Annotated in this window: 24 protein-coding genes and 2 pseudogenes; 10 read left to right on the top strand and 16 right to left on the bottom strand. The window is 32.3% G+C overall.

Features of this window, described 5'->3' with window-relative positions:
- Positions 1 to 21: 21 nt before the first annotated feature.
- The 12 genes and pseudogenes from AAID94_03675 to ileS form a co-directional block, all read right to left on the bottom strand.
- Entirely contained in the window at positions 22 to 2,232 is a 2,211-nt protein-coding gene (locus AAID94_03675; GenBank protein ID XAK24626.1) for an endonuclease MutS2, read from the bottom strand.
- Complete coding sequence (locus tag AAID94_03670) at positions 2,222 to 2,572, bottom strand: hypothetical protein (protein ID XAK24625.1); 351 nt, start codon at positions 2,570 to 2,572, stop codon at positions 2,222 to 2,224. The genes AAID94_03675 and AAID94_03670 overlap by 11 nt, the downstream gene beginning before the upstream one ends.
- Positions 2,565 to 3,863, bottom strand: coding sequence for a UDP-N-acetylmuramate--L-alanine ligase (gene murC / locus AAID94_03665; protein ID XAK24772.1), 1,299 nt, complete (start codon positions 3,861 to 3,863; stop codon positions 2,565 to 2,567). The genes AAID94_03670 and murC overlap by 8 nt, the downstream gene beginning before the upstream one ends.
- A gap of 178 nt (positions 3,864 to 4,041) precedes the next feature.
- Positions 4,042 to 4,434 carry a hypothetical protein gene (locus AAID94_03660; protein ID XAK24771.1) on the bottom strand — a complete coding sequence of 131 codons (393 nt, stop codon included), beginning with the start codon at positions 4,432 to 4,434 and terminating at the stop codon, positions 4,042 to 4,044.
- Positions 4,435 to 4,482: 48 nt separating this feature from the next.
- Positions 4,483 to 4,680 (bottom strand): annotated as a pseudogene (locus AAID94_03655) (hypothetical protein).
- 9 nt (positions 4,681 to 4,689) lie between these two features.
- On the bottom strand, positions 4,690 to 5,259 hold the full coding sequence (locus AAID94_03650; protein XAK24624.1) for a hypothetical protein: 570 nt from the start codon (positions 5,257 to 5,259) through the stop codon (positions 4,690 to 4,692).
- A 135-nt stretch (positions 5,260 to 5,394) separates the two neighbouring features.
- Positions 5,395 to 6,174: a carbon-nitrogen hydrolase family protein gene (locus AAID94_03645; GenBank protein XAK24623.1), complete on the bottom strand. Its 780-nt coding sequence runs from the start codon at positions 6,172 to 6,174 to the stop codon at positions 5,395 to 5,397.
- Positions 6,167 to 6,340: an exodeoxyribonuclease VII small subunit gene (gene xseB, locus AAID94_03640; GenBank protein ID XAK24622.1), complete on the bottom strand. Its 174-nt coding sequence runs from the start codon at positions 6,338 to 6,340 to the stop codon at positions 6,167 to 6,169. Before xseB ends, AAID94_03645 begins: the two co-directional genes overlap by 8 nt.
- Positions 6,337 to 7,791 carry an IMP dehydrogenase gene (gene guaB / locus AAID94_03635; protein ID XAK24621.1) on the bottom strand — a complete coding sequence of 485 codons (1,455 nt, stop codon included), beginning with the start codon at positions 7,789 to 7,791 and terminating at the stop codon, positions 6,337 to 6,339. Before guaB ends, xseB begins: the two co-directional genes overlap by 4 nt.
- Positions 7,788 to 9,155 carry an Asp-tRNA(Asn)/Glu-tRNA(Gln) amidotransferase subunit GatA gene (gatA, locus tag AAID94_03630; GenBank protein XAK24620.1) on the bottom strand — a complete coding sequence of 456 codons (1,368 nt, stop codon included), beginning with the start codon at positions 9,153 to 9,155 and terminating at the stop codon, positions 7,788 to 7,790. Before gatA ends, guaB begins: the two co-directional genes overlap by 4 nt.
- Positions 9,152 to 9,274 carry a hypothetical protein gene (locus tag AAID94_03625; GenBank protein ID XAK24619.1) on the bottom strand — a complete coding sequence of 41 codons (123 nt, stop codon included), beginning with the start codon at positions 9,272 to 9,274 and terminating at the stop codon, positions 9,152 to 9,154. Before AAID94_03625 ends, gatA begins: the two co-directional genes overlap by 4 nt.
- Positions 9,267 to 12,023 (bottom strand): isoleucine--tRNA ligase, encoded by a 2,757-nt coding sequence (gene ileS, locus AAID94_03620; protein XAK24618.1) that lies wholly within the window; start codon positions 12,021 to 12,023, stop codon positions 9,267 to 9,269. The genes AAID94_03625 and ileS overlap by 8 nt, the downstream gene beginning before the upstream one ends.
- 89 nt (positions 12,024 to 12,112) lie before the next feature.
- Here ileS and AAID94_03615 point away from each other — a divergent pair, with 89 nt between their 5' ends.
- From AAID94_03615 to AAID94_03585, 7 genes and pseudogenes are all read left to right on the top strand, one after another.
- Positions 12,113 to 13,201 (top strand): CinA family protein, encoded by a 1,089-nt coding sequence (locus AAID94_03615; protein XAK24617.1) that lies wholly within the window; start codon positions 12,113 to 12,115, stop codon positions 13,199 to 13,201.
- An 11-nt stretch (positions 13,202 to 13,212) separates the two neighbouring features.
- The gene (locus AAID94_03610) at positions 13,213 to 13,638 is read left to right on the top strand and encodes a GNAT family N-acetyltransferase (GenBank protein ID XAK24616.1); all 426 of its coding nucleotides are present in this window, start codon (positions 13,213 to 13,215) and stop codon (positions 13,636 to 13,638) included.
- Positions 13,639 to 13,701: 63 nt separating this feature from the next.
- Positions 13,702 to 14,322, top strand: coding sequence for an NAD(P)H-dependent oxidoreductase (locus tag AAID94_03605; GenBank protein XAK24615.1), 621 nt, complete (start codon positions 13,702 to 13,704; stop codon positions 14,320 to 14,322).
- Positions 14,322 to 14,927, top strand: coding sequence for an NAD(P)H-dependent oxidoreductase (locus AAID94_03600; protein XAK24614.1), 606 nt, complete (start codon positions 14,322 to 14,324; stop codon positions 14,925 to 14,927). The genes AAID94_03605 and AAID94_03600 overlap by 1 nt, the downstream gene beginning before the upstream one ends.
- 151 nt (positions 14,928 to 15,078) lie before the next feature.
- Entirely contained in the window at positions 15,079 to 15,615 is a 537-nt protein-coding gene (gene pgsA / locus AAID94_03595) for a CDP-diacylglycerol--glycerol-3-phosphate 3-phosphatidyltransferase (protein ID XAK24613.1), read from the top strand.
- Positions 15,612 to 16,715, top strand: a complete 1,104-nt coding sequence (gene rseP / locus AAID94_03590; protein ID XAK24612.1) for an RIP metalloprotease RseP — start codon at positions 15,612 to 15,614, stop codon at positions 16,713 to 16,715. Before pgsA ends, rseP begins: the two co-directional genes overlap by 4 nt.
- A 20-nt stretch (positions 16,716 to 16,735) precedes the next feature.
- Positions 16,736 to 17,074 (top strand): annotated as a pseudogene (locus AAID94_03585) (DUF535 family protein).
- On the opposite strand, the gene AAID94_03580 reads toward AAID94_03585, so the two are convergent.
- Positions 17,067 to 18,068: a sugar phosphate isomerase/epimerase family protein gene (locus tag AAID94_03580; GenBank protein XAK24611.1), complete on the bottom strand. Its 1,002-nt coding sequence runs from the start codon at positions 18,066 to 18,068 to the stop codon at positions 17,067 to 17,069. The pseudogene AAID94_03585 and the gene AAID94_03580 sit on opposite strands and share 8 nt — an antisense overlap.
- On the bottom strand, positions 18,068 to 19,339 hold the full coding sequence (locus tag AAID94_03575) for an MFS transporter (protein ID XAK24610.1): 1,272 nt from the start codon (positions 19,337 to 19,339) through the stop codon (positions 18,068 to 18,070). The genes AAID94_03580 and AAID94_03575 overlap by 1 nt, the downstream gene beginning before the upstream one ends.
- Before the next feature lie 282 nt (positions 19,340 to 19,621).
- On the opposite strand from AAID94_03575, the gene rpsF reads away from it, so the two are divergent.
- From rpsF to rpsR, 3 genes are read left to right on the top strand one after another with little or no spacing between them, the layout of a single operon-like run.
- The gene (gene rpsF, locus AAID94_03570; GenBank protein XAK24609.1) at positions 19,622 to 19,999 is read left to right on the top strand and encodes a 30S ribosomal protein S6; all 378 of its coding nucleotides are present in this window, start codon (positions 19,622 to 19,624) and stop codon (positions 19,997 to 19,999) included.
- A gap of 8 nt (positions 20,000 to 20,007) precedes the next feature.
- Complete coding sequence (locus AAID94_03565) at positions 20,008 to 20,556, top strand: single-stranded DNA-binding protein (GenBank protein XAK24608.1); 549 nt, start codon at positions 20,008 to 20,010, stop codon at positions 20,554 to 20,556.
- Between the two features lie 10 nt (positions 20,557 to 20,566).
- Positions 20,567 to 20,827: a 30S ribosomal protein S18 gene (rpsR, locus tag AAID94_03560; GenBank protein ID XAK24607.1), complete on the top strand. Its 261-nt coding sequence runs from the start codon at positions 20,567 to 20,569 to the stop codon at positions 20,825 to 20,827.
- A 51-nt stretch (positions 20,828 to 20,878) separates the two neighbouring features.
- Here the strand turns inward: rpsR and lon are convergent, their stop codons facing one another.
- Positions 20,879 to 23,254 (bottom strand): endopeptidase La, encoded by a 2,376-nt coding sequence (gene lon / locus AAID94_03555; protein XAK24606.1) that lies wholly within the window; start codon positions 23,252 to 23,254, stop codon positions 20,879 to 20,881.
- Between the two features lie 15 nt (positions 23,255 to 23,269).
- Entirely contained in the window at positions 23,270 to 23,917 is a 648-nt protein-coding gene (bamD, locus tag AAID94_03550) for an outer membrane protein assembly factor BamD (protein ID XAK24605.1), read from the bottom strand.
- Between the last annotated feature and the right edge of the window lie 125 nt (positions 23,918 to 24,042).

Raw genomic sequence — 24,042 nt, 5'->3', positions numbered from 1 at the left:
TTTAAAATTTAACATAAGCTATTACAACCTCACCACCTTAGCACCAAAGCCGCCTTGATTAATAGGTGCATCTTGAAAACTTTTTACACTCTTATGTGTTTTTAAAAATTCCCTTACTGCAAAAGCAAGCTTTCCTGTGCCTATGCCATGATAGATTAAAACCTCGTCAAATCCTGCTATCAAAGCATCTGAAATAAATTTATCAAGTCTAGCAATAGCCTCATCACTCCTAAGTCCATGTAAATCCAAACTCACACTTAGATTACTAGGCTTTGTTACACTGATACTTGTTTTTGCTACTTTTTGCTGTATCGCTCCGCTTTTTTTAAGAAGTTTTAAAGGCACGCGAAGTTTGATCCCATCGCTTTCAACCATGGCATCGTTTTTGGAGATGGCTACGATTTTTCCTTTGATTTTTTCATATTTTACAAAATCACCCACGCGCAATTCTTCATTTTGTTCCATACTCGGTAGAATGATTTCTTTTTTAAGCTCATTGGCTTTATTTAAGCTTCTTTGTTTTTCTTTTGTATCTTTAAGATGAATGGTTTTTTTAGCCTCTTCTATGGCTTTATGGAATTTAAATTCTAAATTTCTTAGATTATCACGAAATTCTTGCTCATTTTTTTCTTTTTGATCTTTTAAGGAAAGTAAAATTTCATCTACTTTTTGCTCTTTTTTTTCTACACTTTCAAGCTTGGCTTTAAGCTCTAATTCTAAATTGATATTTTTTCCCACAAGCTCTTCTAAGTTTTCTTTATCCTCTCCATAAAGTTTTTTAGCTTCACTGACTAAATTTGAAGGAATTTGATAACGCAAAGCTGTTTCAAAAGCATAAGATTTTCCTATGGTGCCTTTTAAAAACTCGTATTTTGGGCGCGAAAGCTCCTCATCATACAAGGCGGCGATAAGTTCAACTTGCTCATTTTTTGCTAAAAGCATGGCAAGGCGTTTATGGTGCGTGGTGATAACGATCTTAAGCCCACTATCTATCAATCTTGAAATAAGCACACTATACAAACAAGCCGCCTCTTCAAAATCTGTCCCAAGCTCTATCTCATCGATACCCAAAAGCAAGCTTTTTTTAGAAAAAAGCTTAGAAAAATGAAGCATTCTTCCTGCAAAGGTTGAAATATCATTTTTAACATTTTGCGGATCTTCTATAATGGCATCAAATTCCTTAAAAGAGCCTATTTTACTTTGGCTAGATTTTATCCGCATAGGCAAAAGATGTTTGGCTAAAAATGCCGCACTCAATAAAGACTTTAAAAGCATGGATTTTCCGCCCGCATTAACACCGGTGATAATCAAAACTTGCTTACTAAAATCCAAACTCACACTTTTAGGATTTTTTAAAGCAGGATGGGCAAAATCTTTAAGTATGATTTTATTGCTATTATCACATAAAACGAATTCATAGTCTTTTCTCTTAGCTAACAAAACCCTAGCACTATAATGATCAAAAAGATCAAAAGCATTGTTGATAAATTTTAAAAAAGCTAAATTTTTTGCTAAAAATGTAGAGAAATTTTTAGCATATTCATAGTAGATCTCTTCTTTTTGATTTTTGATTTTTTCTATGTCATTTTGCAAATTTTCAACACTAAGTGGAACGATGTAAAATCCTCCCCCACTACTTCTGCCTATGATTTTAGCTTTTATAGCGTGGTTAAAGCCCCCTCTTACAAGCAAGGCTTCAAGGCTGTTTATAAGATGCACTTGAGTATCGATTAGATAAGGCATTAAAGACTTTGTGTAGCAATATTTTTTAAATTCGGCTATGACTGCTTCATTTTTAAGTCTTAGAGCTGTATTGATATTTATCAATCTTTCATCTAAGCTTTCTTTTAACTCACCCTTTTCATCAAATTTTTCACAAAGATCTAAAATTCCATTAACAAATTCGATCTTTTCAAGCCATGAATTTAAATTGCTGCCCAAATTGAGCTTTTTGATCTTTTCAAAATAGCGAAAAATTTTTACGAATTCAAAAATCTCATCTAAATGCAAAACCCCTTGTTTGCTTAAATGCACCAAAGCCTTATCCAAATTTGAAAGCTCGGGCAAATTTGGAAATTCAGTCTCGCAAAGCTCATTGATACGCTTAAAATGAAGGTGAGAATCCCCCTGTAAAAAAATTTCTTTATCCCTTGCAAAGCAAGACTTAAATTCATGCAAATAAGTATTTAAATCAAGTTTTAAAAGTAATTCTTCTTTAATCTCATTCATCATTTAACCTACAATCTCTAATATCAATAATCAACGAATTAAAGCTTTGATTATTATCCTTTGATATAAAGCTTCCTGTCCCAAATTCGTAATTAAAATAAGCTTTAGAGATATTTATATCTTTACATAAAATATTTTTGTTTTGATTAAAAGCAACGATGATATCATTTCTTAAATGGCTTTTTTGTGAATTTCTTACTTCAAACAAGACAGCCAAAAAGATAAAAACTACAAGCAAAACACCAAACAAAGTTTTAGCATGCTTGCCTAATTTTTTACGCAAAGAAAATGCGATAAGTGCCAAAATGAGGATTATTAAGACATAAAGTAAAACTTTACTCATTTTGTTGCCTTAATTTATTGCTGATATCTCCCGCACCAAAACCTATAATCAAACCTTCATCAAAAACTTGCCCTTTAGAAGCGACTAAAAACTTTCCCTCTCTTTTGATATCTTCTATAAATAAAGCCTTAGGAAAAACTGCTTTTAAATCAAGCTCTATCTTTTCTTCTCCTGCACTATATACAGGTAAAATCACAAGCTCATCGACTCCTTCAAAGGCTTTAGCAAATTCATTTAAATTTGCAGCTAAACGCGTATAACGATGAGGCTCAAAAATAGCTACGATCTTTTTATATCCTGCTAATTTTGCGTATTCCTTAGCAGCTTTTAAAGTAGCTTTTATCTCGGTTGGGTGATGTCCATAATCATCGATTAATGCTAAGTTTTCATCAGCATGCAAGATATCAAAGCGTTTTTTAATGCCTTGGTATTTTTTTAAATTCTTGCGGATATTTTCTATATTTTCATAATTTAATGCCGCTAAAATCGCTAAAGCCGCATCGATAGCAATATGCTCCCCCATACCAAAAACACTAAATCTTCCAAAATTTTTCAACTCAAAGCTTGTAAAAGGCTTAAAATTTTCTATATGCATGGTAACATTTTTGATATCTTTACTCGGATAAAGCTTAATCGCCTCTTGTTTATATCCTTTCAAATACTCATCTTCTGCATTAATCACGCGAATTTTAGCCAAATCTAAAAAATCATCATAAGCCTTGTGAAGTCTGCAAACCTCATTACCATAATAATCCAAATGCTCTGCTTCTGCATTGGTAACAATAGCTAAAAAAGGATTTGAATTTAAAAAAGAGCTGTCACTTTCATCCGCTTCAAAAATCAAATTTTTGCTTTCTTTATAGATCATATTTGAGCCAAATTCTTTTAAAATCGCCCCGATAATCACAGAAGCGTCATTTATCAAGGAAGCTAAAATGCTTGAAGTGGTGCTTTTTCCATGTGCGCCTGCTACTGCAAAAACGCATTTATCTTCTAAAATCAGTGGCAAAGCTTCTTTTCGTGAAAGACATTTGATATTTAATTCTTTGGCGTATTTAAATTCAGGATTTTCTTCTTTGATAGCAGCAGAATAAATCACCAAATCCTTGCCCAAAATATTGTCTTTATGGTGTGGAATTTTTACCTCCACTCCTTCTTTTTCAAGTTCTTTGGTGATTTTGCTTTCTTTAAGATCACTCCCGCTTATGTTAAAACCTTTTTCTTTTAAAAATCTCGCTAAAGCGGAAATTCCTATACCGCCTATACCGATAAAATGGATATTTTGCATTATCTAAGCCTTTGTATTGTAAAGCCTAAATTTTAGCACTTTTTTACTAAAATAAAAATATAAAAAAGCTCTTAAAACTTTATAAAAAAGCATTATTTTTAAAAATTTATATATTCTTTATTAACTCCCAAATCATTTCACTTCTAAAAAAATCAATTTTTCATTTCCTTGTGTATTATTTTCATTCATCTTTTTTCTCTTTTCTGAGTTCCATTGCTTCTTTAAGGAAAGTAGTATCAATTTCGCTAAAACCGCTTACATGCGAAATGATTTTTTCAAATTCTTCATCACTTAAGCTTAATAAATAAGGCATTACATGAGGTTTTATAATGGCATTAATTTTTTCACAACAACCTTTTGTTGGATCATCGCCATCACTGAATAAACCAGGTTCAAGGTATTCTTTGACTTTATCTCCGAAGGTGTATATCACTATATGTCCTGGAGAAGGTGAATATGAAATTTGACGATAATATATAAAAAAAGTTCCTAAAGGAAAAACCAAATCATTTTTAATATAATACTCAATCACAAGTTTTTCTTTTGTGATATAAATTCTTTTAATATTTGCCATTTTATAGATCGCTCGTGCAAATGCATATATGCCTAAAAGAAATGTAAAAAAAACTATAAACCATTTATAATCTATTTCTTTGCTAGGATTAAATAATCTAGGAAATAAATAAAGAAAAAGACATAAAAGCACAATATATGTTATCCAAAAAAGCAAAAACGAAGGTATATGCTTTTTTCCTTCCCAAATGATTTCATCTTGGGTGTCTTGCTCTTTGATTTCTGTGTTATTGTTTGTTTCACTCATTTTTATCCTTTACTCTGCTTTTACTTCTCCACCTTTAACCACAAGTCCATTAGAATCTATAATCACTTCTACTCCACCTGCTTTAATTATAACACAATCTTTCTTGGTAACAATTTGAGTATCACCTACTTGATGGAGGATTTGATTGCCTGCTTTTACTTCACAATCTGTTTGAAAGTCAAAAGTAGAATTTTCTGATTCTAAAGAATATTGCTCTTCTATCTTTGTTTGCATGGAATTAGACTTTAAAGATGTGTTATCTTGTATATGGGCGGATAAATTTTGATGGACATTAAGGAAAAATTCTTTTTCTATTGTTTGGGTTAAAGATTTTTCTATTAATAATTTATTTTCTCCCTTCACATTCCTTATCTCATCTTTATGGATAATAGTATTTTGATTTGCACCTATTTCTATATCTTTGTTTTCTCCTACAAACTCATGAGAGTTTTTAGCTATTCTTACTTTATTATCTACTCCTACATTTAAAGTATTGCTTAATCCTACTAATTTTTCAAAAGCGGAAATTCCTATACCACCTAACCGATAAAATGGATATTTTTCATTATTTAAGCCCATATTAAAAAAGTTATTTATAATAAAAAATTTAAATTATAAATAAGCAATAAATATTTTGGTTTATAATTAACAAAAAACAAGAATTATAAAATTCACACTAAGCTTATTTAAATAAGCTTAGTGTGAATTCAATCTTTAAAGTCCTTTAACTATCTTATCAAAAGCCCAAATTTTTCTAGCTTCATCTGCTTTTTTAGGCTCTACAATAAGCATCTCCTCTTCAGAACCTAGCCTACTTTCTATTTCCCCAAAAGCATTGATAAGCATACTATCACCATAAAAATTCCATTCATCTTTTGTGGTGCCTATGCGATTTACTCTTAAGATATTTGTAGAATTTAAAAAAGCTCTTGTTTTTAAAAGCTCTTCCCATCTTTGCTTACTTTCAAAGGTGCAAGCACTAGGAACGATAACTAAATCAATCTTTTTAGCCATAATTTGTTGCCAAAAAATATCAAAATGCACCTCAAAACCAAAAAGTAAAGCACATTTTAATTTATCATAATTAAAAGTAAAAAGTTTTAAATTGCCCTTATTGGTTTTATTGCTAAAAAATTTTTCTTCATTCCAGTGATTATAAGGCATTAAAACTTGTTGCTCATAGGTTTTGATATGATTTGGAGCAACCTTTAAGCAAAGCTTTTTATATCCCTTGGTTTCTACACTGATATAAGGAGCGATGATTTCAAGCTCATATTTTTTAGCAAGCCTAATCAAGCTTTCTTTTTTGGCTTCGCTTTGCTCTTTAATCATAGACTTTGGCATGACCAAAAGCTCTGTAAAAAAGCTATTAAGCACATATTCGCCCAAAACGACTAAATTTGCTCCACTATCCTTAGAAGCTTTTAAATAATAATCAAGCCTTGATTCACTCAATGCCAAGGTTGGAAATTGCAAAGCAGCAATCTTACTCATCGATATGCTCCACTTCAAGCCTTGCTTTTTCAAGAGCAAGCCTTGCTTTTTCAATGCTTTTTAATCCTTCTTTGTAAATTTTCACACTTTCATCTAAGCTTAGTTCTTTATCATTGAGCTTTTCTAAGGACTCGTTTGCATTTTTTAAGTTTTCTTCAAAACTCATTGATTTACCTTATAATTTGGTGCTTCGTGGGTTATCGTTACATCGTGAACATGGCTTTCTTTAAGTCCCGCACTTGTGATTTCAACAAATTCAGCTCTTGCTTGAAAATCTTCTATATCTTTAGCACCCACATAACCCATAGAAGAACGAAGCCCTCCTAAAAGCTGATGTACGACATTTTTTATACTTCCTACATAAGGCACGCGTCCTTCTATACCTTCAGGAACTAATTTATCTTGTGCAGTTCCTTGCTGAAAATATCTATCCGAACTTCCTTTTTGCATAGCTCCTATCGATCCCATACCGCGGTAGGATTTGTATTGTCTTCCTTGATAGGTAAAAAGCTCACCTGGACTCTCATCTGTACCTGCTAAAAGGGAACCTATCATGATCGAACTCGCGCCCGCTGCCAAAGCCTTTGCAATATCGCCTGAATACTTAATCCCTCCATCAGCGATCACAGGAACACCATATTTTTTAGCTTCCATAGCACACTCATCAATAGCTGAAATTTGTGGCACCCCCACTCCTGAAACGATGCGCGTAGTACAAATACTTCCTGGGCCAATACCTACTTTAACAGCATCAGCACCTGCTTCACAAAGCGCTTTTGCAGCAGCTGCAGTAGCGATATTACCCGCGATTAAATCCAAATTTGGATATTTTTCTTTAACACTTTTTACTGTATCAATGATACCCTTAGAATGCCCATGTGCTGAATCAAGAACCACAGCATCTACTCCAGCTTCTACCAAAGCATCTACTCGATCCATTTGCCCTACTCCAATCGCAGCCGCTACGCGCAATCTTCCAAAGCTATCTTTATTTGCATCTGGATATTCTTTGCGTTTTTTAAGATCTTTTATGGTGATAAGTCCTTCTAAGCGTCCTTGCTCATCAACTATAGGAAGTTTTTCTACCTTGTTTTTGCTAAAAATTTTCTCTGCATCGTCTAAAGTACATCCTTTAGGAGCTGTGATTAAAGGAGCCTTAGTCATCACATTTTCAACCAAATTTGAATAATCATTTTCAAATCTCAAATCACGATTAGTAAGAATGCCTATGAGTTTTCTATCGCTATCTATCACAGGAACTCCTGAAATTCTATACTCTGCCATGATTTCCAAAGCCTCTGCTACACTTGCTTTAGGGCTTACAAAAATAGGATCTATGATCACCCCGCTTTCACTTTTTTTCACTCTTTTAACTTCTCTTACCTGCGAAGCTATATCCATATTTTTATGAATTACGCCAAGTCCGCCAAGTCTTGCCATCATGATAGCAGCTCTGTGCTCTGTTACTGTATCCATAGCAGCAGAGATTAAAGGCATATTTAAAGTGATGTTTTTAGTAAGCTTGGTATGAATTTTTACTTGTTTAGGTAAAACCTCGGAATAGCAAGGGCGTAAAAGTACATCCTCAAAAGTCAAAGCGCGCTTAATTATATTCATTTATTTTCCTTTATAATTTTTTCTAAACTTAAAGCTCCATCTAGCAAGGTTTGCTCATCATAAGCCTTGCAAATAAGCTGGGCTGAGATATTAAGCCCTTCTTTATCCTTGCCCACAGGCACACTAATACCCCCAAGCCCTGCCAAATTTAAAGAAATGGTATAAATATCTTCTAAATATACTTCCATAGGGCTTTTTTTTGCGTTGAATTCAAATGCAGTTGTAGGAGTTACAGGCATAAAAATAAGATCAGCATCTTGTAATATTTCTTCATATTTTGCCTTGATAAAAGCCCTAGCCTTTTGTGCTTTTATATAATAAGCATCATAATAACCACTGCTTAAAACAAAGGTTCCTAGCAAAATTCTTCTTTTTACTTCTTCGCCAAAACCTTCACTACGAGTATTGATATACATATCTTTAAGATTTTCTGTATTTTGTGAGCGTTTTCCATAACGCACTCCATCATAACGACTTAAATTTGCACTCGCTTCAGCTGTTGCGATGATATAATAAGCTGCAATATCAAATTTAGAATCAAGCATATTTTTATAAACAATTTCATGTCCATTTGCTTTTAACATCTCTATACTTTTTAAAAGCGCGGCTTTTACTTCAGTGCTTGCTTCATTGACATAATTTTCTATCACAGCAATTCTTAATTTTTTCTCTGCATTTAAATTAGGAGTAGTAGGTGTAAAATCTACTTTCGCACTTGTGCTATCCATTTTATCATAACCCGCAATAGCATCATAAAGAATAGCTGCATCTTCTACATTTTGCGTCAAAACGCCTATTTGATCAAGACTTGAAGAATAAGAAGCAAGCCCATATCGACTCACTCTTCCATAGCTAGGCTTAAACCCCACACAACCACAAAAAGCAGCTGGCTGACGCACTGAACCGCCCGTATCACTACCCAAACTAGCCAAAGCCAAACCGCCTGCTACAGCAGCAGCACTACCGCCACTTGAGCCGCCTGGAACGCGAGCAAAATTTAAAGGATTTAAGGTTTTTCCATAAAACGAAGTCGCACTCGAACTTCCCATAGCAAATTCATCCATATTGGTTCGCCCATAAGGACTAAAACCTTTAGATCTTAAATTCTTAATAGCAGTAGCATCATAAGGAGCTACATATCCTTGTAAAATTTTACTTGCACAAGTTAATTCCCAGTCTTTTACACTGATATTATCCTTAATCGCTATAGGTATACCTTCACCCCCATCGCTTAAGTCTTTACCTAAAAATTGCTCTATATAAGCACCTATTTTATTTTCTTTTTTAGCTTTATCATTGAGTTCTTTTTTTAGATTTTCAAGCTCTTCTTTAGAGTATTTCAAAGCTTCTTTTAAGGTTATCATTCTTTTTCCTTCTGTTTCTTTGCCAAATTTTTAATAAAAACAACCGCCACTGCACAAAAAACAGCGGTGATTGCTATAGTAGCGATAATAATGGAATTTGGGATAGGATTATCAAGCATGTTTTAAAACCTCAGCGCAACGCATGCAAGGCTCATCTTCTTTAGCGCTTTCTACTTTCCAACATCTAGGACATTTGCAAAGCGTGGCTTTTATGATCCTAAAGCTCTCATTCTCCACTTCAAATTCACACAAAACTTCACCTTGTAATTTTTCATCAAAACTTACCATAAACCAATCATTTAATTCTTCTTTAGGTATGGAATTTAAAAGTTTTGAATTCGTGTCAAGATTAAGTTCTAAAGTTGATTTGATCACTTTATCTTTTTTCAATATATCGATATTTTCAAAGAATTTCTCACGCACACTCAATAAAAATTCATCATCTATACTAAAATCATATTCAAATTTTTCTTCCAAGCTCAAATCAAATACATCTTTAGCATCGCCTTTTATCAAGCTATTAGCATGCTCTAAAGCCTCATCTACACTATAAGTTAAATTTGGAGCTAATAAATTTAAAAGTTCTCTAGCGATTAAAGCCATTGCCACTTGTGCGGATTTTCTGCGTTTGCTATTTTTAGCATCACAATAAAGTCTGTCTTTGCTTATATCAAGATAAATTCCACTTAAATCAGCGCTTAAAAAATTTAAAAGCACATTAAAGCCTTTTGCAAATTCATAAGCTAAGAAATTTTCTTTAGCACTTTTAAATACGCGTGTAGCACGAGTCAGTATCCATGTATCTATAAAACTAAATTCCTCTACTTCTAAATTTTCCAAGTCATTGGTATTTGCAAGTAAAAATCTTATAGTATTTCTTATTTTTCGGTATTGCTCGCCTACTTGTTTTAAGATATTATCTGAAATTTTTAAATCAGTAGAATAATCACTCAAAAGTATCCAAAGTCTTAAAATTTCCACCCCATAAGTTTTAGCTACATACTCAGGAGCTATAACATTACCTTTGGATTTTGACATTTTTTGCCCTTTTTCATCCGTGGTAAAGCCATGGGTTAAGATACTTTCATAAGGAGCAAATTCATTAATAGCTGTTCCTACAAGCAAAGAGCTTTGAAACCAACCTCTATGCTGATCGCTTCCTTCTAGATACATACTTGCTCTCTTCTCTCCTGCATCATAGATTCCGCTATTTAAAACTGCATTCCAAGTACTTCCACTATCAAACCAAACATCTAAAATATCATAAACTTTTTCCAAGTTGTCTGCGTTGTATTTTGAATTTTGCGGTATTAAGTCTTTAATTTCAAATTCCCACCAAGCATCTGCTCCATGTTTTTCAAATATATTTGCTACAAAATCAAAAAGCTCGGCATCAAAAATCACTTCTTTAGTGCTTTTATCTCTAAAGAAAGCTATAGGCGTCCCCCAATCTCTTTGTCTTGAAATACACCAATCAGGACGATTTTCCACCATAGAGCCTATTCTTTTTACTCCGCTTTGTGGATAAAATTTTGTTTTTAAAATTTGCTCTTTAGCACATTCTCTTAAAGTTTTACCCTTTAGTTTTGGCTCATCCATTAAAATAAACCATTGCTTAGTCGCTCTATAAATCACAGGTTTGTGGGTTCTCCAACAAAATGGATAGGAGTGTATGAATTTAGAAGAATGTAAAAGATGATTTCCTAAAAGCTCTAAAATTTTTTCATTAGCCTTGAAAATATGAAGTCCTATAAACTCATCAAGCAAATCAGATGGCAAGAGCCCTTTGTGGCGTAAAGTTTCATCATAACAACCTCCATCATCCACAGGCATGATCACTTCTATATCATATTTTAAACAAGCATAGTAATCATCCTCACCATGTCCTGGAGCTGTATGCACAAGCCCACTTCCACCTTCCATTAAAACATGTTCACCCATAATCAAGATGGATTTTCTTGAATTTAAAGGATTGATAGCTTCTAATTTTTCAAACTCTTTTGCATTAAGCTCTTTTTGAATTTCACCCTTTGTCAAACCTTTAGCGACCATACTTTCAAGTAAAGCACTAGCAAAAATCAATCCTTCTTTGGTAATCACATAGTTTTCATTTGGATTTAAAGCAATAGCTTGATTTGCCACCAAAGTCCAAGGAGTAGTAGTCCAAATCACTGCACTTGCTTTTGAAATGCCCAATTTTTGACAAGATTGCTCATCTAAGTCAAAAGCCACAAAAATAGAATAATCCTCTTTATCTTCATATTCTACCTCAGCTTCAGCAAGAGCTGATTTAGCCGCCCAACTCCAAAAAACAGGTTTAGAACGCTCACAAAGCAAACCTTTTTTAGCAATCTCGCATAAAGTGCGGTAAATCGCCGCTTCAAATTCAAATTTCATCGTAAGATAAGGCTTATCCCAATCCGCAATCACACCAAGACTTTTAAATTCATCTCTTTGGATATTTACGAATTCATTTGCATGCTCTCTACAAAATGATCGAATCTCTTTTTTACTCAAGCTTTTTTTCTTATCTCCAAGTTTGATTTCAACCTGTTGTTCTATAGGCAAGCCATGACAATCCCAACCTGGAGTAAAACGAATACTTTCTCCATTAAAATAATGCGTTTTGATAATCGTTTCTTTTAGAATTTTATTTAAAGCATGTCCTATGTGGATATGCCCATTAGCATAAGGAGGGCCATCATGAAGAGTAAAAGCTTTTTTCGCTTCCTTGCGTTTTGTTTTCATTTTTTCATAAGCGTAATTCTTGCTAAACCATTTTTCAAATCTTTTTGGCTCAAATTCTGCCAAATTAGCGCGCATTGCAAAAGTAGTATTTGGCAAAAGCAGGGTATCTTTATAATCCATTGTTCCACCTAGATGAAGTTTTTATAATCTTAAATTCTACTCAAAATAGTTTAAATTTTAGCTATAATTATATAAAAAAGGAAAAATTTATGAAACATTTGCTTTTTCTTATCGGTGATGAACTTATAATGAATGAAAATTTTAAGGATTATATTTATCGCAGCTATGAAAATAAATTTAAAGAAATTCATGAGACTCGTTTTCAAAATAAAACCGATAAAGAATTACCCTTTTTGCTTGAAAAATTATTAGACAAATATGATTTCATAACTCTTTTTACCACACCCAATCACTACGCTACCGTAGCAAAAATTTTAGCTACCCTAAGTGAAGATAATTTAGTCTTAAAAGAAGATAACTTAGTCCCTGATAAGGCTTATTTTGAAAAAGATAGCTTTATATGTGATTTTGTCAATTCAAAAGTCAATGTTATCAAAACAAACCCAGGGCAAAAACTTCCTCCTTTACTTGGAGATATTTTTCCTAATTTCGCTTATTTTTGTTTATTAGGCATAGATGATGAGAGCGCTGTTTTGCTACTTGATACCTTAACTAAATCTTATGAAGTCAGTATAAAATCAAGCAAATTATTAGAAAATCTTACTCTCATTAAAGCAAGTTGTGTCAATTTTGGCAAACTAGATGGTTTTTTAACGAGCGTAAGAAATCTTTTTGGACAAAAAGTATTTTTAGGTAAAGATCCTATACAATTTATCGTTTCAAAACTTTTAGAAAAGAAGATTAAAATTTCTTTTGCAGAAAGCTGCACGGGCGGACTTTGCGCAAGCACTCTTACAAAATTTAGCGGAGTGAGTGAAATTTTTGAAGGTTCTATCGTAAGTTATTCTAACAAAATCAAGCACGAATGGCTAGGTATAAGTGAAGGTGTTTTAGAAAACCAAGGTGAGTACAGCGAGCGTTGTGTGTATTTTATGCTTAAGGGTATCTTTAAAACTGCAAAACCTGATTTTGCACTAGCTATTAGCGGTGTTACAGGCGAACAAAATGAAGGATTGATAAAAGCAGGGACGGTTTATATAGGAGCGATGTTTAAAGATGGAACATTTATCCAAGAAATTCTTTATTTAAGTGGCGATCGTGAATTTATGCAAAAACAAGCTACCTTAGCGACTTTTTGTCTGCTTTTAAAATTAAAACCTGAATTGTTTGATTTTTAAAGAGTTTAACGATGAGAGAAATTAATTTAAAAGAAGACTTAGAAAAAATTTATCCTTTAATAAAACAATTAAGAAACAATCTGTCTTTAGAAGATTTTTTAGACAAATTTCAACTTGCTACAAAAACTCAACATTATAAACTTTTTGCATATGAAGACAAGGGAGTTTTCAAAGCAGCTTGTGGAGTTATGCCTTTTAATGTACTTTATCATAATCATTGTCTTTATATTTGCGATTTTGTTGTAGATGAAGCCCTAAGAGGCAAAGGCGTGGGTCAATCTTTCTTTAAAAAAATTCAAATTTGGGCAAAACAACAAGGATATGAAGAATTGGAATTAAGCTCAAGTTTTTTTAGAACACAAGCCCATGAATTTTATATCCAAAAAATGGATTTTGAAAAATCTGGCTTTGTTTTTAAGAAAAATATCAAACTATAATATTTTTTGATTAAGTTTTGCATTTTATAATTGATATTATTATTTTTAAATTAAGGATTAAATATGAATTTTAAAGAACTGATTTTAAAACGTAGAGCTTGTAAGCTTTTTAATGATAAAAAAATCAGCGAGGAAGATTTGCGTTTTATCTTAGAAAGTGGAATTTTAGCTCCTAGCTCGCATGGATTTGAACCTTGGAAATTTGTTGTATTAAACAAAAAAGAAGACAATCAAAAACTTGCCAAATTTTGCTTTAACCAAGAAAATGTAGCAAGCGCAAGCCACAATATCATCTTTCTAGCAAGAAAAGACTTGCAAAGCAAGGATGAATTTGCACAAAAACAGATTCGTCGTTTTGCGGGTTCTAAAGAAGAAAATTTCCAAAAAATTTTAAAGATTTATACCCACGATACTGATGCAATGGATGAAAAAGAACTTTATCATTTTGCACAACTTCAATGCTATCTTGCAATGATGCAAATGTCGCTAGCTGCGATGAGTTTGGGTATTGATTCTTGTATGATAGGGGGTTATGAAAAAGATAAGGTAGATGATTTTCTTAAACTTGAGTATCCTTTTGAAACCGCTGTGATCTTATCTTTGGGCTATCAAGCTCACGAGCCAAAATACCCTACTCAGCGTTTAAAATTTGATGAAGTAGTTGAATTTTATAAGGAGAAGTGATGAAAACAGAACTTGAAATTTTTAGCACAAGATATTCTTGTAGAAATTTTAAAAATGAAAAACTTAAAAAAGAAGATTTGGATACTATCTTAGAGATAGCAAGATTAAGCCCTAGTTCTTTAGGGCTTGAACCTTGGAGATTTTTAGTGGTGCAAGATGACAAGAAAAAAGAAGAGTTGGCTCAAATTTGCAACCAACAACAACATGTGAAAGATTGTGCGGCATTAATCATCATTGTTTCAAGGCTTGATTTTTTAGATTATTTTGAAGACAAACTTAGAAAAAGAGATATGAGTGAAGCAGAAATTCAAAAACGCCTAGACACTTATATGCCTTTTTTACAATCCCTTAGTCAAGAGCAAAAAATATCCTATGCAAGAGAACAAGCTCACATAGCACTTGCTAGTATACTTTATGGTGCCAATGCTTTAAATATAGCAAGTTGTACTATAGGCGGTTTTGATAAAGAAAAACTCGATTCTTATCTCTTACTTGATACCAAAAAAGAAAAATCTACCTTAGTGATAGCTTTAGGGTATTCCAATGATGAAAAAATTCCACAAAAAAATCGCTTTGATTTTGATAAGATAGTTCAATTTCTTTGATTTTTACCCTGCTCTTTTGAGCAAGGTGTTTATATTTTTTACATTATATTTCAAAAAAATATAAATTTAAATATTTTTTTACTAAAGCTTTGCCTAAATTTTATACAATTTCATCTAATTAGTTTTATCTTAATCTAAAATAAGGTTTTTTATGAATATACCTAATACTTTAGCTGTTTTAAGGATGATTTTAGCACCCTTGCTCTTTTTTTTATTGAGTTATAAATTTGATAATATACATCAAAGTTGGATTAATTATTTTGCTGCTTTGACTTTTGCTTTAGCAGCCTTGAGTGATTTTTTTGACGGCTTTATAGCTAGAACTTTACAACAAACCACAAAGCTTGGTGGAATTTTAGATCCTTTAGCGGATAAAATGTTAACCCTAGCAGCTTTTTTAGGGCTTCTTCTATCGGGAAAAGCTAATGAATGGATTGTTTATCTTATCTTGGTGCGTGAATTTTTCATCACGGGTTTTCGCGTGGTTATGGTAAGTGAAAATTTAAATGTAAATGCCTCTTTTACTGGAAAATTAAAAACAACTTTTCAAATGATAGCCATAGGATTTTTAACCATGGAATGGATAGGAGGGGATATTTTACTTTATATTGCTTTATTTCTTACGCTTTACTCGGGATTTGAATATATTTTTAGCTATATTAAACAAAGCAAGGGAAAATTACAATGAAATCTTTATTTTTTTTAGCTTTGATTTTAATTCTTGGTTTTAAATTTTACTCCATAGAATTTTTAGCAACCATTTTAGTTATTTCTTTTTTGATTTTCTTTCATGAACTAGGACATTTTTTAGCGGCAAAATCCTTGGGTGTTAAAGTAGAAGTTTTTAGCATAGGTTTTGGACAAAGTTTGCTTGAACGTGAATTTAAAGGCACCAAATATCGCTTGAGTGCTTTACCATTAGGTGGCTATGTTAAACTTAAAGGACAAGATGATATGCAACCTGGCTTAGAAAATCAAGATCAGGATAGCTATAGTATTTTAAGCCCTATAAAAAAAATTTATATTCTTTTTGCAGGACCTTTTTTTAATCTTTTCCTAGCCTTTTTACTTTACATAGCCATAGGAAATTTAGGCATACAAAAACTAAGTCCACAAATAGGAAATATCGCACCTAATTCAGCCGCAGCTTTAGCAGGACTTGAAAATAACGATACTATACTTGCTATAAATGGTATAAAAATTCAAAGTTTTGATGAAATTTCTGATCATCTAAGACTTGAACCTTTAAAAATTCTTATCGATAGAAAAGGAGAGAATTTAGAATTTATCATCACTACAAAATTAGGGCAAGCTTATAATGATTTTGGACAAATCATTCCAAAAGCTCAGCTTGGGGTAAGCCCTAGTGGAAGCACCGTTATAATCTATCATCAAGGCATGCAAAGTATAAATTATGCTTTAGATGAGAGCATGAAAGCTTCTACTCTTATAGTAAAAGGTATCATTAAACTCATAAGTGGTGAAGTAGAGGCTAAAAATTTAGGTGGTATCATCACTATGACTGAACTTACCTCAAAAGCAGCTGAAAAAAGTTTGGTTATATTGCTATTTATCACCGCTTTAATCTCTATTAATTTAGGAATTTTAAATCTCTTGCCTATTCCTATGTTAGATGGAGGACATATACTTTTTAATCTTTATGAAATGATTTTTAGACGCAAAGTTCCACCAAGAGCTTTTGAATACCTTAGCTATGGAGGAATGGCTTTACTTTTAAGCTTGATGATTTTTGCAACATTTAATGATATCATAAGAGTGATGCAATGAATCTATTTAATCTTTTCTATACTAAAAACTACCATAACTTACGCCTCATTGCTCTACTTATAGAATGTATCAAAATGCTTTGCGCATCTTTAAAACTCGATGCTACATTTGGAGTCTATGAAAAAAATCAAATCCGCTCTCAAAAAGGAGAGGATAAGGGCTATTTTGTTTGATTATCAAAAAATTTGGCTAGAAAATAGGGAAAGCTTGTCAAGATCAATAATCATTTATATTATGAACTTTCTCACAAGCGAAAAAATCTTGAAGAAATTCCAAGCAGCAAGCGTTCGGAGTACAAAAAACGCTTTGCTATGCTTGAAGAAATTAAACAAGCTTTAGATCAAAGCTTGTTTATATAATACTCTTTAGATATTTCACACTTCTTTCGCAACCCTCTTTTTGTAAAATTAAAAGTCTTTCTAGATGTTCTTTAGAAACTTCTTGAGGATAATAATACTGCATTGCTTTTAAGTCATCAAATAAAGGCTTTTCTATCTTGAAAGCTCCTTTGCCTAGCTCTTTAATCCCACCTGCACCCTTTTCTCTCTTAAAAGTGGCACAGTAAGGATAGCATTGTTCTACATTGATGCGATCTAGTCCAGCTTGTTTTAAAATTTCCACACAAGCCTTAATATCCAAATTTCCTTCACCCAAAGGCACGCCACATACATACTCAACACCATCCTCTACAAATACGATATGATCTTTACAATGTGTACTAAAAGTATGTTTAGCCATATTTTCACAAGCTTTATTAGGCTCTTCATAAGCCATCATTGAATTTCCAAAATCATATAAAAATCCTATTCTAGGATGATTAATCAAATTTAACAATTCAAGCAAATCATCAGAAGTTTGATATTCATGATTTTCAATAGCAAGCTTTAAATCATACTCTTCCAAAAGCGGAATTAAAGCCTTGATTTCATCTACTGCACTTAAAAATTCACTTTTATCAAATTTAGTCGTGATTTTAGAATCATCATAGGCTCCATCACTAGCATTTTCAACCTTTTTATTTTTATCTGTCAAAGGTACATAAGAACGAATAATTTTAGCTTCCAAAGACTGAGCCACCTTGGCAATTTGTTCAAATTTATTCTTATCAAAACCCTTAGAATCAATCTCGCAATACATCCCATACGCGTCTAATTTTTCTTTAATTTTTTCAATATGGCTTTTATCATTGCTTCCTAAGCAACCCCACTCCTCATCCAATCCAAAATCTTTAATTATGTTTATAATAACACCATCGCAACCTAGCTCCTGAGCAAAATCGATATAAGAGAATATATCCATTCTGCCATTTTGAAACCAAAGGTGCATACTTTCTGTTTCTAAACCAATTTTCATCACGCTACCTCTTGTAATGTTTTTTTCTTAGCTATCATTCTAAGCAAGATAGTTGTTATAACCACTCCGCAAATTGCAAAAAATCCCATTAAAGCAAAAACAATTTGATAGCCCAATAAACCTTTAAATTGATCAATAATAAAACCATAAAGTGCAAAACAAAAAAGCTGTGGAGAATATCCAAATATACAAGCTATACTCATCGCAGCACCACTAATCTCTCTTGGCATTTTAATCTCATCTACGGGAGCAAAAAATGTAGCACGCATAGTAAAAACAATAGCTGCAAAACCTAAAGTTAAACTCATTCCAAAATAAATATTTAACTTTTCATGTGGCATAAAAATAAAAATTAAAATTGCAATCGCAGCTAAAATAAGAGCAAAACGCAAGTATCTTGTAGAAGAACGGAAAGTCTTATCTGCCAAGTAACCACCAATTGGTCCTCCAACTAATTTTAAAGTATATTGATTGATAATACCATAAGCACCTACCAAAGCTACTGGCATACCATAAATATCTTTTAAAAAAGGTATAAAATATGTAAGCCCACAATACACCGAATAAATAGTAAAAATTGTCAAAGAAACAACCCAAATTTCAGGAGTTTTAACAGCTTTCATAACCCCATTCCAAGCGGCTTTATTTTTACTGATTTCATGTCCTTGCTCATCTTTTGTATTAATCTTATCATCTTCAAGTAGAAAATAAGCTAATATACCCGCGATAATTACACAAGTACTATAGAAAAGTATAGCAGCCTTTAGTCCACCTGCTCCAGAACCCAAAAGTAAAAAAATCCCTAAAGCGCTAAAAGCGACTACAGTATCTACAACCCCGCGCCCCGCCTCTAAGAATCCAAAAAGTCTTCCTTGTTGAGTAGAGTCTCCAAGCAAACGAATAGCTTTTAAAAGCACAGGCCAATACACTACTTCTCCGAACAAAGAAAGCAAGCCCCAAGCAATTAAAATTCCATAAAATGAAGGAAAGGTAGAAATATAAATCCCAACCAAACCGACACAAATCAAGGAAAAAGGAATGAGAATTTTTTTAGAAAATCTATCCGCTATATAAATAGATGCAAAATTTCCCACAGTCTGAACTATCCCGTACACCGAAAGCGCAAGTCCAATTTGAGTATTGCTAAGATTCATAAATTCTTGCATAGGCACATAAAAAGCATCTTTTAAGGAAGAAAGTTTAAAAACCGTTCCTCCGCCAATCACTAAAACAATAAAAGTAAACCATCGTATAGGTTTTGTATTTTGCATAAAGTATCCTCCCGCATTTTAATTATCTAGACTTAGGTACCATCAATGTAAATAATAACATAAAATTAAAATAAGCAAGCATATAAATATTAAATTTCTTTTAATATGTTGTAATTAAGTAACAATCAGTAATTATCTATAAAAGCCAAATTAAACATTTTCCATTAATACCCGAAAAGTAAAGATTAAGTATATTTTGGTATAATTAAATCTTGCATTGTAAAAACTTTGCAAAATCCTTGCCTGTGAAACACATAGGCTTAACATCCAAAAGGAGAATATATGAAACATTATGAGGTTTTATTTATTTTAAAACCAACACTTACCGAAGAGGAAGTGAATGCAAAGTTGGAATTCGTAAAAGAAGTCCTTGTAAAAAATGGTGCAGAAATTGAAACAGTTGTTCCAATGGGCACTAGAAAATTAGCGTATAAAATCAAAAAATACGAAAGAGGAACTTATTTTGTAATTTATTTCAAAGCTCCTACAAATTTAATTGCAGAGCTTGAAAGAATTTTAAGAATTACAGAAGAAGTAATAAGATTTTTAATTGTAAAATATGAAAATAAAAAAGAAATTGCAGCTTGGGAAAAACTAAGCCACGGCATCAAACAGTCTAAAAAAGAGATAAAACCTTTAGACGCGCCTGAAATTCAATAAGGAAAAAAATGTTTAATAAAGTTGTTTTGGTAGGTAATCTAACACGCGATATAGAAATGCGTTATGGCCAAAATGGAAACGCCATTGGAGCTTCAGCTATTGCAGTAACAAGAAGATTTACCACAAATGGAGAAAGACGAGAAGAAACTTGTTTTATCGATATTAGCTTTTATGGTCGTACTGCTGAAGTGGCAAATCAATATCTTTCTAAGGGTTCTAAAGTTCTTATAGAAGGGCGTTTAAGATTTGAACAATGGAATGATCAAAATGGGCAAATGCGCTCTAAACACAGCGTTCAAGTTGAAAACATGGAAATGCTAGGAAGCAATCCTCAACAAGGTGGAAATTTTAACAATGGTGGGAATAATTATGGAGCCAATAATAATTATTCAAATTACGAAAACCAAAGTTATGATCCTTATATGAGTGAAAATAATTTTAAAAAAGCTCCACAACAAGTGCAAACAAAAACACAAAACCCTAACCAAAACCAAGAAAAAATTAAAGAAATTGATGTTGATGCTTATGATAGCGACGACACCGATTTACCATTTTAAAGGATAAACTATGGCAGAAAAAAGAAAATACTCTCGCAAATATTGCAAATACACAGAAGCAAAAGTTGAATTTATTGATTATAAAGATACAGCTATGTTAAAACATGCTTTATCAGAAAGATTTAAAATTATGCCTCGCCGTTTAACAGGAACAAGCAAAAAATACCAAGAAATGGTAGAAGTTGCTATTAAACGCGCTAGACATGTAGCTCTTATTCCTTATATAGTAGATAGAAAAGAAGTTGTAAACAATCCTTTCGAAGGACTATAAACATAAAAAAGGCAAAATCAATATTTTGCCTTTTCTTCTTTGCTTTGGATTTTAAACCAAAGCGTATTTTAAAACCTCACCAAAATCTGCAACTCCGATGATTTTCATATTATCTTTAACCTCATCAGGAATATCTTTTAGATCTCTTTCATAATTTTTCTTTGGAATTAAAGCTATTTTAATATCAGCCTTATATGCTGCAATAAGCTTTTCTTTAAGCCCTCCTATAGGCAATACATTGCCCGCTAAATCTATCTCTCCAGTCATAGCCACATCAGAACGAACCTTTTTATCGCTAAAAACTGAAGCAATAGCCGTACTCATCGTAATTCCAGCACTTGGACCATCTTTTGGAGTTGCACCATCAGGTACATGGATATGCAAATTATAACTATCATAAACATTATTCTTAGGATCAATAATCATCTTTTTAGGAATTTTAATTTTTCCTTCATCAATTAAAACCTTAATCACGCTAAAAGCAATTCTAGCAGACTCTTTCATCACATCACCCAAGCTTCCGGTAAGAGTTAACTCTCCCTTACCTTTAATCTTAATCGCTTCAACCTTTAAAACATCTCCCCCTACACTAGTCCATGCTAGTCCATTAACTTGCCCTACGCGGTTTTCTCCATCATGCTTTTCTATCTCAAAAACTTTTTTATCTAAAAATTCATTTAAATTTTTAACATTAATGCTTACTTTTTTGATATTTTCTAAAAGTAATTTTTTAGCACTTTTACGGCAAAGCTCAGCTATTTTTCTGCGTAAATTTCTTACCCCAGATTCTCTAGTATATTCGCTTATGATAAGCTCTATAGTTTCATCATTGATATCTAATTCACTAGATTTTAATCCATGTTTTTTAAGCTCATCAGGAATTAAATATTTTTTAGTAATATGAAATTTTTCATTTGGAGTATAAGAGCTTAGCTCTATAAATTCCATCCTATCCCTTAAAGGAGCAGGTATATTGCTTATATCATTAGCCGTTGCTATAAAAATCACCTTACTCAAATCAAGATTAAAATTTAAATAATAATCTCTAAATTTAGAATTTTGTTCAGGATCTAAAATTTCTAAAAGAACCGCACTAGGATCACCTCTAAAGCTTCTGTTTAACTTATCAATTTCATCAAGCACAACTACGGGATTTATTTGTTTTGCTTCAATTAAGCCTTGGGTAATACGCCCTGGCATCGCACCTATATAAGTACGGCGGTGTCCGCGTAACTCATTAACATCTTCCAGTCCTCCTAAAGCTATACGAATAAGTTCTCTTTTTAATGCCTTAGCAACGGAATTGGCTAATGAAGTTTTTCCAACTCCTGGAGGTCCATAAAGACAAAGTATAACCTTAGCTCCATCTTTATCCGCTATACCGCGCTTTTCCAAAAGCTCACGCACAGCAAAATACTCTTCAATACGTTCTTTTGGTTTATTAAGCGCATAGTGATCATGATTTAACTGCTTAGCCACTTCTTTAATATCAAGTTTTTTCTTTGCTATTTTTTCAAAAGGTACATCTAAAGCGGTTTCAATATAAGTTTGTATCATAGAAGCTTCAGAATTATCCTGATGAATACGTTCAAATTTTTCGATTTGCTTTTTGATTTCCTTATAAGCATCCTCGTGCATAAATTTCTTTTTGCTTTCTAATTTTTTATAATAATCTCTAAGCTCATCTTCTTTTTGATTATCACTACCCAATTCTTTTTGAATTTGTCTAAGTTGCTCTTTTAAAAAATATTCTTTATTAACTTTATCAATACGAGAATGAACCTTGTTTTTGATTTCTTTTTGGATTTTATTTGCTTCTATCTCTTGAGCTATCAAGTCTATCAATTTTAAAAGCTTTTCTTCCAAATTAGTTAAAATGAAAAATTGATAAGCTTCTTGCTTTTTAATGCGAATAGTATTTAAAATCAAATCACAAATTCTAGAAGCATCTAAACCCTCATCTATAGTTCGAAGTAAATCAGGCGAAAAATAATGACTGACATTTGCCAAAACTCTAACTTTTTCTTTTAAAACATCTAGTAAGGCTTCTTTTTTTGCACCTTCTAAAAACTCTTCTTTAATTAGCTCTATTTTAGCTTCTAAAGGCTTGCTTGAAAGCGCTTTTACAATCCTAGCCTTAGCATAACCTTGAAAAAGTATTTTTACTCTACCATCAGGTAAAGGAACTTTTCTCATAATCGTCCCAACCACTCCACAATCATAAATTTCATCAAAAGATCTTCCGTTTTCAAGCTTTGAAGGAGCTACAAAAAGCATTGAATCGTTTTTAATTGCCAAATCCAAAGCTTTCATATTTGCAGAATCGCTAATAAAAATTGGAGTAATCATAAATGGATATAAAAATAATTCATCCTCTACTAAAATAGGTAAATCACTTGGATAATTTTGCATTTCTTCAATTTGCATCAGTTTCCCTTAAATCTAAAATTTTTCAAATATGCTTCTATACCAAGGAAGCTCTGGCTTAATAATGCTTTGATGATAAAACTCACTTTCTTGCAGTCTTCCTTGGTAAATTTCAGCACTTTGAGTATGTCCTGTACGCTCATATAAATCGCGTATTGTATCATTTAAATAAAATACTGCTAAATTAAATTTAGTCAACATAGTTTGCACCAAAGGCTCATATTCTGTATAGGGATAATCATTTAAAAAACTATCTATTTCTTTTTGGCTTTCAAGCATTAAAGCTTGATTGCGATTTGGCACAGCAAAGGCATCAAATTTGGCTTTGATTTTAAGATAACGAATATAATCTGCATTGCGTGAATTTCCAAATTTTTTATTATACTCATCCAAATAAAACTCTGCTAATTGATATTCTTCTTCATCCATATGCGCTTGCGCTAAGATAATTTGAGTTGTCTCCAAAAGCGGATCTGCTATATGCTCGCTCGCCATACCATTATAATGATCGTCAGCCTTTTCTAAATCTTTATCTTGTAAATCTTTAATAATCTGTTTATACCATTCGCTTGCACTTAAATTATACAATCCTTCATCATTTTTTGTACTGCAAGCACTGAATAAAATCCCCAATAAAATACATAGAAAGAATTTTTTTTTCATTAATTTTTGCCTTTTTTATTTTTTAAGTTAAATACACTATTTTAAATACTTTATGATTATTTCTAAATTAAAATTATAGTGAAATTAGATAAATAAATTTAAATTTTGGAACTAATATTGCTTAT

The sequence above is a fragment of the Campylobacter coli genome, assembly GCA_039516895.1.
Lineage (GTDB): Bacteria > Campylobacterota > Campylobacteria > Campylobacterales > Campylobacteraceae > Campylobacter_D > Campylobacter_D coli_B.
The sequence above is the reverse complement of the archived record's forward strand: the minus strand, read 5'-3'. Positions and strand labels throughout refer to the sequence as shown.

What these genes read in the sequence shown, in the direction of transcription:
- AAID94_03675 (XAK24626.1), bottom strand. Translation starts at nt 2,232, where the DNA reads ATGATGAATGAGATTAAAGAAGAATTACTTTTAAAACTTGATTTAAAT.
- AAID94_03670 (XAK24625.1), bottom strand. Translation starts at nt 2,572, where the DNA reads ATGAGTAAAGTTTTACTTTATGTCTTAATAATCCTCATTTTGGCACTT.
- AAID94_03660 (XAK24771.1), bottom strand. Translation starts at nt 4,434, where the DNA reads ATGGCAAATATTAAAAGAATTTATATCACAAAAGAAAAACTTGTGATT.
- AAID94_03650 (XAK24624.1), bottom strand. Translation starts at nt 5,259, where the DNA reads ATGGGCTTAAATAATGAAAAATATCCATTTTATCGGTTAGGTGGTATA.
- AAID94_03645 (XAK24623.1), bottom strand. Translation starts at nt 6,174, where the DNA reads ATGAGTAAGATTGCTGCTTTGCAATTTCCAACCTTGGCATTGAGTGAA.
- xseB (XAK24622.1), bottom strand. Translation starts at nt 6,340, where the DNA reads ATGAGTTTTGAAGAAAACTTAAAAAATGCAAACGAGTCCTTAGAAAAG.
- guaB (XAK24621.1), bottom strand. Translation starts at nt 7,791, where the DNA reads ATGAATATAATTAAGCGCGCTTTGACTTTTGAGGATGTACTTTTACGC.
- gatA (XAK24620.1), bottom strand. Translation starts at nt 9,155, where the DNA reads ATGATAACCTTAAAAGAAGCTTTGAAATACTCTAAAGAAGAGCTTGAA.
- AAID94_03625 (XAK24619.1), bottom strand. Translation starts at nt 9,274, where the DNA reads ATGCTTGATAATCCTATCCCAAATTCCATTATTATCGCTACTATAGCA.
- ileS (XAK24618.1), bottom strand. Translation starts at nt 12,023, where the DNA reads ATGGATTATAAAGATACCCTGCTTTTGCCAAATACTACTTTTGCAATG.
- AAID94_03615 (XAK24617.1), top strand. Translation starts at nt 12,113, where the DNA reads ATGAAACATTTGCTTTTTCTTATCGGTGATGAACTTATAATGAATGAA.
- AAID94_03610 (XAK24616.1), top strand. Translation starts at nt 13,213, where the DNA reads ATGAGAGAAATTAATTTAAAAGAAGACTTAGAAAAAATTTATCCTTTA.
- AAID94_03605 (XAK24615.1), top strand. Translation starts at nt 13,702, where the DNA reads ATGAATTTTAAAGAACTGATTTTAAAACGTAGAGCTTGTAAGCTTTTT.
- AAID94_03600 (XAK24614.1), top strand. Translation starts at nt 14,322, where the DNA reads ATGAAAACAGAACTTGAAATTTTTAGCACAAGATATTCTTGTAGAAAT.
- pgsA (XAK24613.1), top strand. Translation starts at nt 15,079, where the DNA reads ATGAATATACCTAATACTTTAGCTGTTTTAAGGATGATTTTAGCACCC.
- rseP (XAK24612.1), top strand. Translation starts at nt 15,612, where the DNA reads ATGAAATCTTTATTTTTTTTAGCTTTGATTTTAATTCTTGGTTTTAAA.
- AAID94_03580 (XAK24611.1), bottom strand. Translation starts at nt 18,068, where the DNA reads ATGAAAATTGGTTTAGAAACAGAAAGTATGCACCTTTGGTTTCAAAAT.
- AAID94_03575 (XAK24610.1), bottom strand. Translation starts at nt 19,339, where the DNA reads ATGCAAAATACAAAACCTATACGATGGTTTACTTTTATTGTTTTAGTG.
- rpsF (XAK24609.1), top strand. Translation starts at nt 19,622, where the DNA reads ATGAAACATTATGAGGTTTTATTTATTTTAAAACCAACACTTACCGAA.
- AAID94_03565 (XAK24608.1), top strand. Translation starts at nt 20,008, where the DNA reads ATGTTTAATAAAGTTGTTTTGGTAGGTAATCTAACACGCGATATAGAA.
- rpsR (XAK24607.1), top strand. Translation starts at nt 20,567, where the DNA reads ATGGCAGAAAAAAGAAAATACTCTCGCAAATATTGCAAATACACAGAA.
- lon (XAK24606.1), bottom strand. Translation starts at nt 23,254, where the DNA reads ATGCAAATTGAAGAAATGCAAAATTATCCAAGTGATTTACCTATTTTA.
- bamD (XAK24605.1), bottom strand. Translation starts at nt 23,917, where the DNA reads ATGAAAAAAAAATTCTTTCTATGTATTTTATTGGGGATTTTATTCAGT.